General features: G+C 70.8%; 13 protein-coding genes. 6 read left to right on the forward strand and 7 right to left on the reverse strand.

The annotated features are described in order from the left end of the window. The 5 genes from ABZY11_RS38135 to ABZY11_RS38155 form a co-directional block, all read right to left on the reverse strand. Positions 1-694, reverse strand: a 694-nt coding sequence (locus ABZY11_RS38135) for a phosphatase PAP2 family protein (protein ID WP_356483560.1), incomplete at its 3' end; no start/stop codon positions are given. 33 nt (positions 695-727) lie between these two features. Continuing rightward, entirely contained in the window at positions 728-1,663 is a 936-nt protein-coding gene (locus tag ABZY11_RS38140; protein ID WP_356483561.1) for a M56 family metallopeptidase, read from the reverse strand. Between the two features lie 86 nt (positions 1,664-1,749). Beyond that, positions 1,750-2,331, reverse strand: coding sequence for a DUF5134 domain-containing protein (locus tag ABZY11_RS38145; protein WP_356483562.1), 582 nt, complete (start codon positions 2,329-2,331; stop codon positions 1,750-1,752). Between the two features lie 139 nt (positions 2,332-2,470). Continuing rightward, the gene (locus ABZY11_RS38150) at positions 2,471-3,295 is read right to left on the reverse strand and encodes a phosphoenolpyruvate hydrolase family protein (RefSeq protein ID WP_356483563.1); all 825 of its coding nucleotides are present in this window, start codon (positions 3,293-3,295) and stop codon (positions 2,471-2,473) included. A gap of 37 nt (positions 3,296-3,332) precedes the next feature. Further along, complete coding sequence (locus ABZY11_RS38155) at positions 3,333-4,586, reverse strand: Tm-1-like ATP-binding domain-containing protein (protein ID WP_356483564.1); 1,254 nt, start codon at positions 4,584-4,586, stop codon at positions 3,333-3,335. Between the two features lie 105 nt (positions 4,587-4,691). On the opposite strand from ABZY11_RS38155, the gene ABZY11_RS38160 reads away from it, so the two are divergent. Then, positions 4,692-6,104: a PLP-dependent aminotransferase family protein gene (locus tag ABZY11_RS38160; RefSeq protein WP_356483565.1), complete on the forward strand. Its 1,413-nt coding sequence runs from the start codon at positions 4,692-4,694 to the stop codon at positions 6,102-6,104. Positions 6,105-6,124: 20 nt separating this feature from the next. Here the strand turns inward: ABZY11_RS38160 and ABZY11_RS38165 are convergent, their stop codons facing one another. Further along, the gene (locus tag ABZY11_RS38165; protein WP_356483566.1) at positions 6,125-6,511 is read right to left on the reverse strand and encodes a VOC family protein; all 387 of its coding nucleotides are present in this window, start codon (positions 6,509-6,511) and stop codon (positions 6,125-6,127) included. Positions 6,512-6,585: 74 nt separating this feature from the next. Between ABZY11_RS38165 and ABZY11_RS38170 the strand changes: the two genes are divergently transcribed. Continuing rightward, positions 6,586-7,137, forward strand: a complete 552-nt coding sequence (locus ABZY11_RS38170; RefSeq protein ID WP_356483567.1) for a GNAT family N-acetyltransferase — start codon at positions 6,586-6,588, stop codon at positions 7,135-7,137. Between the two features lie 12 nt (positions 7,138-7,149). Here ABZY11_RS38170 and ABZY11_RS38175 read toward each other — a convergent pair whose 3' ends face one another. Continuing rightward, a complete protein-coding gene (locus tag ABZY11_RS38175; protein WP_356483572.1) occupies positions 7,150-7,800 on the reverse strand; it encodes a glycerophosphodiester phosphodiesterase family protein in 651 nt (216 codons plus the stop codon). A gap of 299 nt (positions 7,801-8,099) precedes the next feature. Here ABZY11_RS38175 and ABZY11_RS38180 point away from each other — a divergent pair, with 299 nt between their 5' ends. From ABZY11_RS38180 to ABZY11_RS38195, 4 genes are all read left to right on the forward strand, one after another. Then, positions 8,100-9,497, forward strand: coding sequence for a DUF6421 family protein (locus ABZY11_RS38180; protein WP_356483568.1), 1,398 nt, complete (start codon positions 8,100-8,102; stop codon positions 9,495-9,497). Positions 9,498-9,523: 26 nt separating this feature from the next. Beyond that, a complete protein-coding gene (locus tag ABZY11_RS38185; RefSeq protein WP_356483569.1) occupies positions 9,524-10,291 on the forward strand; it encodes an SDR family NAD(P)-dependent oxidoreductase in 768 nt (255 codons plus the stop codon). Beyond that, positions 10,270-11,349: a low specificity L-threonine aldolase gene (locus ABZY11_RS38190; RefSeq protein WP_356483570.1), complete on the forward strand. Its 1,080-nt coding sequence runs from the start codon at positions 10,270-10,272 to the stop codon at positions 11,347-11,349. The genes ABZY11_RS38185 and ABZY11_RS38190 overlap by 22 nt, the downstream gene beginning before the upstream one ends. A gap of 75 nt (positions 11,350-11,424) precedes the next feature. Next, the coding region (locus ABZY11_RS38195; protein ID WP_356483571.1) for a transglutaminase domain-containing protein at positions 11,425-12,011 on the forward strand (587 nt) is incomplete at its 3' end.

The raw sequence follows: 12,011 nt of genomic DNA on the forward strand, positions 1-12,011 counted from the left end.
GGCGACCGGGCGTGCGGGGCCCGCCGCGCCGCTCGTACCGCGCGAACCCGGCGATCGAGAAGGACACCAGAGCCGCCCCCAGCAGCCAGCCGCCCAGTACGTCGCTCGGCCAGTGCACACCCAGGTAGAGGCGGGTCAGGCCCACCCCGATGACCGATACGCCCGCCACGAACAGCGCCGTCCGCCACAGCCGGGGCCCGGTACCGTGCCGCCGCAGCAGCCAGAGCAGCAGGCCGCAGCTCACCACCGCCGTCATCGCGTGACCGGAGGGGAACGCCGCGTAATGGGCGGAGTCCACCGGGTCGGGCCACCGCGGCCGCTCCCGGCCGACTGCGGACTTCAGTCCCTGTTGCAACACAGTGCCCAGCACGCTCGTCGCCGCGACCCACACCGCGAGCAGGCGCGCCCCGCGCCACCACAGCACCACCACGGCCACCGTGATCAAGGCGCGCATGGTCCACGGATCCCATGCCCAGTCGGTCAGGATCCGGTTGGCGTGCACCAGACCGGGTTCGGTCACCGCTCTGCGGTGCAGGGCGGTGGCGACGTCACGGTCCAGGGTCATCAGCGGTGACCAGCGCACGGCGACGAGGATCAGCACGACCAGTGCGAGAACCGCGCAGACCGCACCCGCCTTGACAGCTGTGACACGGGAACGGTTACGGACCGGCGGGGAGAGTTGCGGGGACGGCATGGGGCGATCTTCGCGGACGGCGGGTGGCCCTGGCTATCGCAGCGCACTGAGTCCTGGAATGAAGGCCACCAGAAGCGGAACCACCGGCACCAGCGCGGCCGCCGCGGTCAGCCGGAGCCGACGGCCCGCGGTGAGCCGGTCCGCCGGGGTCAGCAGCCGGTTCACCCGCAGCGGCAGCTGTGCGTCCGGCGCCGGGCAGGGGCCGAACACGCCCCGGTCCTCGTTGAGTTCCACCAGCGCCAGGGCGATCGTCAGCCGTCCGAAACGCTTCGACGCCACGTCGTCCGCGGCCAGTTCGATCAGCCGGTGCATCTCGTCGCGGAACGCCGCGAACACCGGAACCTGCGGAAAGCCGGTCGCGAGCGCGCCGGAACAATGCAGCAGCCAGTCGTGCCGCGCCTTCGCGTGCCCCTGCTCATGGGCCAGCACCGCATCCAGCTGACGGCCTTTCAGGCGTCGGAGTGCCGTGGTGGTGATGACCAGTTGAGGTGCGGCGCCCGGCAGCCACCAGGCATCCGGACGCTCTCCCTCCAGCACAACGAGACGGCCGCTGCCGGGCTCCTCGCCGGGCATCAGCGGGGCACGCACCAGCAATTCGGCACGCCGTTGCCTGCGACGTACCTGGGCCCGGTGGATCTCCCGGGTCAGCATCACCGCCGACCACACCCCGCCGAGCGCCAGCAGCACCGCCATGGCGGCCGACCACCGGCCGTGCCCGCCCAACGCGTACGCCTCCACCACGGCGCGCGGCGCCGGGGCGAACACATGCCCGCGCACCGCCTGCCAGGCAGCGGCCGCGCTGAACGTCATCGAGAGCGCGAAGGAGAGCAGCACCCCGGCCACCACGCACTGCCACACCCACAGGGCCACCACCGGCTCGCGCTCCGGCCACCGTGCCCTGGCCATCAGCCGCGGGGTCAGGACGGCGGCCAGTGCACCGAGCAGCAGCAGCGCGAGGGAGACCAACATGACGTCAGCCTATGAGGGGCGTGGTGCCCACGGGTATGGCTGTGCACGGCAAGTGACGCAGACCACGGTTTGCCCGGTCGCCCGTCTCACAGGGTGAGCAGCATCGCGAACATGGCCATCCCCATCGTCAGCCGACAGGCGAGCGCCAGCTCGGGCCGCGTACCCCAGGAACCCCCGGCAGTGCCGCCGCCCGCCGTGGCGGTGGCGGCAACCGGTATCAACCGGGCGCCCGACCGCAGCACGTACACCACGTAGTAGGCCAGCAGCAGTCCGGTCAGCAGGGGCACGCCCCCGGCCGTCGCCGTGACCCCGTCACCCGTGTGTCCGCCGTGTGCCGCTCCGCTGCCCGGTGCCATCGTCAGGGCCATGTAGACCATCGCCGCGGACCCGACCAGGTGGTGCAGATGGTGTGTGCCGCGCCGGGAGAACCACAACGCGCGCAACGAGGCAGCTCCGAACAGCGCCGCGTACACCGCCCACCCCCACGCGGGGGGCGTCACCACGGCCGCCGGCACCGCCATGGCGGCCATGCCGAAGCCCATCAGCGCCTCCGCACGTGCCGTCCTGCGACCCTCTCCGGTCTCGCTGCGGGTGCGCAGCAGGCAGTACGCAGCCGTCGTGGCGCACAACGCCATCAGCAGCCAGCCCGACATCGCCGATCCGTGCACAGCGCACCTCCCCCTGGCTGTACGACACGGTCCCCCTCGGTCGATGCCCGGACCAGGACTGTCGTACGCGGCGCACTGGGGCAAAAGGGGAGCGCGCGGAGGGAGTGTTCCCGCCGCGCGCTGTGCTTGCGCCCCTTCGTCAGCCGAGCGTGAGGGACTTGAAAGCGCGTGCCTGTTCGGTGATGGCGCGCTCCGTGGGCAGCCGTTCCATGGACGAGGCGCCGAAGAAGCCGGCGATCCCGGAGGTGTGTTCCAGGACGTAGCGGGCGTCCTCCGGTTCGGCGATCGGCCCGCCGTGGCAGAGCACGATGATGTCGGGATTGACGCGCTTGGCGGCGTCGTGCATCTCCTGCACGGCGGTGGCGGCCTGATCGAGTGTGAGCGCGGTCGAGGCGCCGATGGACCCCTTGGTGGTCAGCCCGACGTGCGGTACGAGGACATCGGCACCCGCCCGCGCCATCTCGGCGGCCTGCTCGGGGTCGAACACATAGGGCGCGGTGAGCAGATCGCGTTCGTGGGCCTGGCGGATCATGTCGATCTCCAGACCGAAGCCCATGCCGGTCTCTTCGAGGTTCTCGCGGAACCTGCCGTCGTACAGTCCGACGGTGGGGAAGTTCTGTACGCCGGTGAAGCCGACGGCCTTCAACTGGTCGAGGAAGTTGCCCATGATGCGGAACGGGTCGGTGCCGCACACCCCGGCGAGCACGGGGACGTCCCGCACCACGGGCAGGACCTCGCCCGCCATGTCGAGCACGATGGCGTTGGCGTCGCCGTAGGGCAGCAGGCCGGCCAGCGAACCCCGCCCGGCCATCCGGTACCGGCCGGAGTTGTAGATGATCAGCAGGTCGACGCCGCCGGCCTCCGCGCACTTGGCGGACAGACCGGTGCCCGCGCCTGCGCCTATGACGGCCTTGCCTGCTGCGACCTGCTCGGTCAGGCGCGACAGGGCTTGGTTGCGGTTCACGGATGGACTCCTGTTTCGGTCGGTGTGTTCTCGTTGCTCAGATGCTCGGGTGCGAACGTTCCTGAGCGGTGATCAGCTGGTGGAGGTGGTCGGCGGCGGCGACGGCGAACGACGCGTCGTTGATATGGGCGTTGATCTCGCGCAGATCGACGGCGCTGCCCCGCAGAGCCGTACGCAGGGACGCCAGCCCGGCCGCGTCGGCCTCCGGATCGTGGAACGGGCCGCCCGGGGCGTCCACGGCGGAGACGCCGCCCATCGGCCAGAGGACCGCCGTCGGGCCGTGTGCCGAGGCCAGCTTGCGCCCCATGGAGGCGCCGAGTTCGGCCATCTCGTCGGGCGTGGTGCGCATCAGGGTGACGGTGGGGTTGTGCACGAGGAGGTGGCGTTCGGCGAAGCGGTGCGGGACGGTGTCGGCGGCGCCGAAGTTGACCATGTCCAGCGCGCCGGGCGCGACCACCTGAGGCAGGCCCGCCCGGCCCGCCGCGGTGAGCCGGTCGGGGCCGGCGCTCAGCACGCCGCCGACCAGATCGTCAGCGAGTTCGGTGGTGGTCAGGTCGAGGACACCGGCGAGGAACCCGCCCGCGGCGAGCTTCTCCAGTGCCCGGCCGCCCGCGCCGGTGGCGTGGAAGACCAGGACCTCGTAGCCCAGCTCGTCGAGCCGTTGCCGGGCGGCGTCGACCGCGGGAGTGGTGACGCCGAACATGCTGGCGCCGATCAGCGGACGCCCCTGGGGCTCCGACCGCTTCAGGCTCCGCTCGTGGTGGATGGCCATGCCGGCCGCCGCGGCCGCCGCGTTGCCCAGGATCTGTGACGACACGGAATTGATGCCCGCCATGTCGACCACGCTGTACATCATGGTGATGTCGCTGCTGCCCACGTACGGTGACACATCCCCGCTGGCCATGGTGGACACCAGCACCTTCGGGACACCGATGGGCAGCGCCTGCATGGCACGCGCGGCGATGAACGACCCTCCGCTCCCGGCCACGGCCAGCACCGCGTGCAGCTGTCCCTCGCGGTGCAGATCACCGACGATCCGTTCGACACCCTCGGCCATGGCGGTCACGGCCGCACCTCGGTCCCCGGCGGCGCGCAGTTCCTCCAGGCCGTGCCCGGCGCGGCGCGCGACGGCCGCGGCGTCGATATCACCCGTGGGGGTGCCCGCGGGCGACGGCATCACTCCGGCGTCGACGAGCACCACGTCGCAGCCCGATTCACGGAGCCGCGCCGAGAGCCACGCGTACTCCGCCCCCTTGGTGTCCAGTGTCCCGACGAGCACCACGGTCGCCATGTTCTTGCTCCTTTGCAACGGCGTTCTCCCGATCATGTGCGAGCCGCCGGGGGGCGGCAAAGACCACTTGAGGGCAATTGGCCTGCGGCGGGCGATGATGGGGGCATGGACCGGATTCCGCCCACCCGGCTGTCGCGGCTGCTGACCGGGTGGTCCAAGGACGGCACGGGCGCGATGCCGCAGTTGCTGGCCCAGGCGCTGCGCGAGCTGGCGCAGCGCGGAGACGTGGCACCGGGCACTGTGCTGCCCTCGCAGCGAGCCCTGGCGACGGCGCTGGGCGTCAGCCGCTCCACGGTGACGGCCGCGTACGGACTGCTGGAGGCCGAGGGGTGGCTGGAGAGCCGGCAGGGCAGCGGCTCCCGGCTGCGGGGTTCCGGCGCGGTGGGCGAGCCCGCGACCGAGGGACGGCTGGCCAGCTTCGGGACCAGGGACGGCGGCATCGACCTGTCCAGCGGAGCGCTGGACGGCCTGCCCGCGGTCGCCGCGGCGGTCGGTGACCTGTCCGCCGACGACCTCACCGCAGCGCTGGCCGGCGACGGATACCTCCCGTACGGCCTGCCGGGGCTTCGCGAGGCGATCGCCGAGTACCACCGGTCGGCGGGCCTGCCGACCTCTGCGGAACAGATCCTGGTGACCGCCGGATCCCAGCAGGCCGTCTGGCTGATCACCCAGGGCCTGGTCGAGCCCGGTGACACGGTGATCGTGGAGGACCCGACGTACCGCGGCGCTCTCGAAGCGCTGCGCGCCCGCGGCGCACGGCTCGTCCCGCTGCCCGTGGACGGGGCGCACGGTGCCCGCGCACTGGCCCGGCTGGCCGGACACGTCCGGCCGCGCCTCGTCTATCTGCAGCCGTCCGTCCAAAACCCCACCGGACGCGGCATGGACGAGCCCACCCGCCGCGCCTGGGCCGCCGTACTGGCCGAACAGGGCCTGTACCTGGTGGAGGACAACGCCTACGCCGAACTGTCCCTGCACGGTGACGCCGCACCGGTCTCCCTCGCCGGCCTGCTGCCGCCCGCCGCCACGGCCACCGTCGGCACCCTGTCCAAGCTCTTCTGGGGCGGCCTCCGGCTGGGCTGGATCCGTGCCTCCACCACCGTGATCCACCGCCTGGCCGACATCAAGAAGTCCGTCGACCTGTCCTGCCCGGTGGTGGACCAGATGCTGGCCGTGAAGCTGCTCCGGCAACTGCCCGAGGCCCGGACCCGACGCCGTTCCCGGCTGCGCGAACGTCTGGCGGAGACCGAACGGCTCCTGCGTGACCGGCGGACCGGCTGGCGATGGGAACGCCCCGACGGGGGCTCCGCCCTCTGGGTGGAGATCCCCGGCGCCGACGCCGAGGCCACCGCCCAGCTGGCCCGCCGCGCGGGGGTACTGATCGTCCCCGGCCCGGCCTTCTCCGCCGTGGACGGCTTCCGCCACCATGTGCGTCTCCCGTTCGCCGACCATGACGGCAGCCTGGAGAAGGCCCTGCCCGTGCTCGTCGAATGCGCGCGGCGAAGCCGAACCCCGCACTGACGGCGCCCCGTTGCCAGGACTCAGGGGCGGTACCGCAGCGGATGGTCCGCCGGTACTTCCACCAGGACGATCCGGTGCCCGTCCGGATCGCGGAGCCACATCTCGACCAGCCCCCACGGCTCGCGCACCGGCTCCCGCAGCACCTCGACGCCGAGCGCCGACAACTCCTCGTGCGCCGCCCGCACGTCCGCGACCTGCATCCACAGTTCGAGACCGGGCACCGGCGGCTCGGCGGCGCGCCCGGACACCTCCAGGAAGCCCCCGCCGAGGAAGTAGACCGTGCCCCGCTCGGGCCCGGTCCCGAACTCCCGGTAGACGGGCAGCCCGAGCAGCCCCCCGTAGAAGACCCGCGATCGCTCGGGATCGGCCGGGTGCAGCAGGATCCGGCTGCTCAGCACATGAACCATGCGCCCGAATCTAGTTCGGGGCACCCGGGTTACGCTGCTCCGGCACGGCCACAGCACAGAAACGGAGCGTCGCCATGGACATCGCCCCCGCCCAGGACTCGGGACAGCTGACCTTTCGCGATGCGGCCGACGCCGATGTGCCCGCACTGGTGACGCTGATCGAGTCGGCGTACCGCGGGGACTCCAGCCGGTCCGGCTGGACCACCGAGGCGGACATCCTGGAGGGGCAGCGGACGGACCCGGACGGCGTGCGACAGGTTGTCGAAGCGCCCGGCAGCCGACTGCTCGTGGTGGAGCGCGACGGTGCGCTCGTCGCCTGCTGCCAGCTCGAACACCGCGGCGACGCCGCCTACTTCGGGATGTTCGCGGTCCGTCCCGGACTGCAGGGCGCGGGGCTCGGCAAGGTGATCATCGCCGAGGCCGAGCGCACCGTCCGGGAGAGCTGGGGTGTGAGCGAGATGCACATGACCGTGATCTCGGTGCGCGAGGAGCTGATCGCCTGGTACGAGCGGCGAGGTTACCGCCGTACGGGAAAGCTCAGCCCGTTCCCGTACGGCGACGAGCGCTTCGGAATTCCGCAGCGCGACGATCTCGCCTTCGAGCTGCTGGTCAAGGACCTGGTCTGACCGGGCCCTGGATCAGGCGGTGAAGCGGCCGGCGCGGCGGATCTCCGGGTAGTCGGTGGTCGCGCCGTCCAGCCGCAGGGCGCGTGCCAGCCGCAGATGGTCCTGGGTGTTCACCACCCAGCCGATCACCTTCAGCCCCTCGGCGTGCGCCTGTTCGGCCACCTCCAGGGTGAGGCGGCGGATGTTCAGTGCCAGGGTCGCCGCCCCCACCGCCTTCGCCCGGTCCACCACATCGCTCTGCCAGCGGCTCGCGATGAGCACGGTCCGCACTCCGGGCACCAGCCGGGCGATCTCGGCCACCGCCTCGTCATGGAACGAGGACACCTCGACCCGGTCGACGAGATCGCGTCGCAGCATCACTTCGGCCAGCGCGCGGGCCGCGGCGGCGTCCTTGATCTCGGCCTGCACGGGGGACCGTACGGCGTCGAGCACCTCCTCGAAGACCGGCACCCGCTCGCCCTGCCCGGCATCGAGTTCCCGCAGTTCGGACAGGGTCTTCTCGTTGATCGGCCCCTTGCCGTCCGTCGTACGGTCCACATCGGCGTCGTGCATGACGGCCAGTGCGCCGTCCTTGCTCAGATGAAGGTCCAGTTCGATCGCGTCCATTCCGGCCCGTTCGGCGTGGACGAACGAGCGCAGGGTGTTCTCCGGCTCGACACCCATCACTCCGCGATGTCCGATGGTGAGAAAAGACAAGGCAACCCGCTTCCGTAGACGGCGTCTTCCCGCGTGCGGCTCCTACCCACGAGGCACTACGGCGATTCGGCAGCCTAGTGGCCGCCGGGCCGGTGGCCCGTCGGGCCCGCCGGGCCGATGGAAGTGGCTGCCGGAAACGTTCCGCGCAGGAAGAATCGCGGTGACCGTGGGGGGTCGGCAGGATAATTTTCTGAGCCCCACTTGTCTCAAGGAACCGCACACGGATACGGTTGCTTAACGCGAGGTTCTCCCGTGGAGGAAGAGTTATGACGGAAATTCTTGTGCACGACGTCGCCGCAGGCGGCATAGCCACGGACCAGCGGGTGGTCGATCATCCCGCCTGGCCCGCGCTCAAGAATGCCGTGGAGGAGATCCGCCCCTGGCAGTCGAAGGACGGTTCCATCGACTTCGACGCCGAAGGGGCGCCGTCTCCGGAGGCCGCGCGGACGACGCTGGACCGGGTGATCGTCGCGGTCGAGGAGCTCTCCCCGCTGCTGCCGCACGACGTCGCGTATCACCGCGCCCTCGCCGCCGATCTGCGTCGCTGGGCCACGGACGGCTTCGGTGTGCCGGACTTCCTCGACTCGCTGCTCGCCTTCCAGCCGGCCAAGGACCGCACCGACGGACTGCAGCACCTGGTCGTCTTCGCGATGTACACGCAGAACGGCAACCCGGACCGCAACCTCGAAGCGGTCGTACTGCGGATGGTCTGGCCCGAGTGGCTGGCCGAGCTCGAAGCGACCCGCTACGACAACCCGCTGTTCTGCGGCATCACCTTCGAGGACTTCACCTCGGGGTACGACACCAACTCCGCCGTGCTCTTCCCGGAGACCATCGCCGTGCGCGAGGCCCCCGAGCGCTTCAGCTGGGGCGGCATCTTCTGCGACCGCGAGGCGGCCCGCTTCCGCCGGGTCACCGAGGCATCGGTCGAGCTGCTCGGCGTCGAACTGCCCGACGACATCCGGGAGATGGTCGCCGACCAGCAGCGCTGCGAGCAGGCCTTCGTGCTCTGGGACATGGTCCACGACCGCACGCACAGCCATGGCGACCTGCCCTTCGACCCCTTCATGATCAAGCAGCGCCAGCCGTTCTGGATGTACGGCCTGGAGGAGCTGCGCTGCGACCTCACCGCCTTCAAGGAGGCCGTGAAGCTGGAGGCCGACGGCTTCGCCCAGGGCCGTGACGTGCAGTACGCGGTGCTGTTCGACCGGATGTTCCGCTTCCCCGTCACCGGCGAGCGCGTCCGCAACTACGACGGCCTCGGCGGCCAGCTGCTCTTCGCGTACCTCCACAAGCACGATGTGGTCCGCTGGACCGACAACACGCTGAAGATCGACTGGGACCGCGCCCCGCAGATCACCAACCAGCTCTGTGCCGATATCGAGAAGCTCTACCGCGACGGCATCGACCGCCCCAAGCTGGTCCACTGGTTCGCCGCGTACGACCTGGTCTCGACCTACCTCGCCCCGCACCCTGGCTCCCGCTGGGCCAAGGGTCCGGACGCGCTGGACCTGTCGCAGCCGCCGCGTAAGCTCGTCGACGATGTGCTTCCGGACGAGTTTCCCCTGAGCATGTTCTATGAGGCGCTCTCCAAGAAGCTGAAGAACGTGATCGCCTCGACCAAGGGGATCACCGCTGCGGATGCCGAGCGGGCAGCCGCGTGAGCGCCGGTGCTGAGGAGGCGGTGGCCATGAACGCAAACGGCAGGGGAAACGGGAGCGGCGCTCTCGAAGGTGCCGTGGTCGCGGTCGCCGGAGCCGCGGGCCCGGCCGGCCGGGCCACACTGCTGAGGCTCGCCGAGGCCGGTGCGACCGTCGTCGCGTCCGACGCGGACGCCGCCCGCCTGGCCGAGGCGGTCGACGCCGCGCGCTACGCCCACGGCGGCGCCACCGTCACGGGCGACACGGTCGATCTGCTGGACCTCGGTGCCACCCGTGAGTGGGCGGACAAGACCGAGAAGGAGTTCGGCCGGATCGACGGTCTGGTCCACCTCGTCGGCGGCTGGCGCGGCAGCGCGAGCTTCGCCGAGACCGACCTCGCCGACTGGAACCTGCTGGAGAAGCTGCTGATCCGTACGGTCCAGCACACCTCGCTGGCCTTCCAGGAGGGTCTGCAGCGCAGCGACCGGGGTCGCTATGTGCTGATCAGCGCGGCCGGGGCGAGCAAGCCCACCGCGGGAAACGCGGCCTATGCCGCGTCGAAGGCGGCGGCCGAGGCCTGGACGCTCGCGCTCGCGGACGAGTTCCGCAAGGCGGGGGGCGACGAAGGGCCCAGGACCGCGGCTGCGATCCTGGTCATCAAGGCACTGGTGCACGACGCGATGCGCGCCGAGCGCCCCAATGCGAAATTCGCGGGCTTCACCGACGTCAAGGAACTGGCCGATGCCATCGCCGGCGTCTGGGACCGGCCCGCCCCGGAAGTGAACGGAAAGCGCCTGTGGCTGACCCCACAACCGTAAGGACCGACGCGCGGCGCCATCACGACCCGCAGATCCGCGGTTTCGCCAGCGACAACTACGCGGGCACGCACCCGGAGGTCCTCGCGGCCCTCGCCCTCGCCAACGGCGGTCACCAGATCGCCTACGGCGAGGACGAGTACACCGGGCACCTCCAGCGCGTCATGCACAGTCACTTCGGCCCCACCGCCGAAGCCTTCCCGGTCTTCAACGGAACCGGTGCCAACGTCGTCTCCCTCCAGGCGATGACCGACCGTTGGGGCGCGGTGATCTGTGCCGAGTCCGCCCACATCAACGTGGACGAGGGCGGTGCCCCGGAGCGGGTGGGCGGCCTCAAGCTGCTCACCGTGCCCACCCCGGACGGCAAGCTCACCCCCGAGCTCATCGACCGGCAGGCATACGGCTGGGACGACGAGCACCGCGCCATGCCGCAGGTCGTCTCGATCACCCAGAACACCGAGCTGGGCACGGTCTACACACCCGACGAGATCCGTGCCATCTGCGACCACGCGCACGGGCACGGCATGAAGGTTCATCTGGACGGTGCCCGGATAGCCAACGCCGCGGCGTCGCTGGACGTACCGATGCGTACGTTCACCAACACCGTCGGCGTCGACGTGCTGTCCTTCGGCGGCACGAAGAACGGGGCGATCTTCGGTGAGGCCGTGGTCGTCCTGAACCCGGACGCAGTCCGCGCGATGAAGCATCTGCGCAAGCTTTCGATGCAGCTGGCGTCGAAGATGCGCTTCGTCTCCGTACAGCTGGAGGCGTTGCTCGCCGGGGATCTCTGGCTGCGCAACGCCCGGCACGCCAACGCGATGGCCCAGCGGCTCGCCGAGGGTGTGCGTGCGGTGGACGGCGTGGAGATCCTCCACCCCGTCCAGGCCAACGCCGTCTTCGCCCGGCTGCCCCACGAGGTGAGCGAGCGGCTGCAGAAGCGCTTCCGCTTCTACTTCTGGGACGAGGCGGCCGGCGATGTGCGCTGGATGTGCGCCTTCGACACGACGGAGGACGACGTCGACGCGTTCCTCCTCGCCCTGAAGGAAGAGATGGCCAAGTAGCCGAATCTGAATAGATATGCGGTCGACCGGAAAGTCATTGACGCCCGGTCGGCCGCTTGTCTACGCTCGGCGGCCATGGAGCTGATCCAGCAGGTCCCGGAAATTTCCGCCTATCTCGCCGCCGACGAGGCCATCGACCATGAGCATCCGCTGGTACGGGAGACGGTCGACGAACTCCGTGGCGACACCACCGACGCATATGCATACGCGGCTGCCGCCTATGCCTGGGTGCGGGACACCATTCCGCACTCCGCCGACTCCGGCGACCTGCGAGTCGCCTGGCGTGCCTCCGACGTCCTCGCGACACGCAACGGCATCTGCCATGCCAAGTCCCACGCCCTGGCCGCCCTGCTGCGCGCGGCGGGCATCCCGACCGCCCTCTGCTACCAGGCGCTCGCCGACGACAACGGGGGGCCCGGCCCCGTGCACGGGCTGATCGCGGTCCGGCTGCCCGGCCGTGACCGCTGGGACCGCCAGGACCCCCGGGGCAACAAGCCGGGCGTCGACGCGCAGTTCTCGCTCGACGCGGAGCGGCTGGCGTGGCCCGTCCGCCCGGAGCACGGCGAAGTGGACTACCCGGTCCTCTACGCGGCTCCGCATCCGGAGGTGCTGCGCGGTCTGCGGTCCGCCGAGGACCGCCCGCAACTGTGGCGCACTCTTCC

Origin of the sequence: Streptomyces sp. NPDC006510, from assembly GCF_040611955.1 — a bacterium.
Taxonomy (GTDB): domain Bacteria; phylum Actinomycetota; class Actinomycetes; order Streptomycetales; family Streptomycetaceae; genus Streptomyces.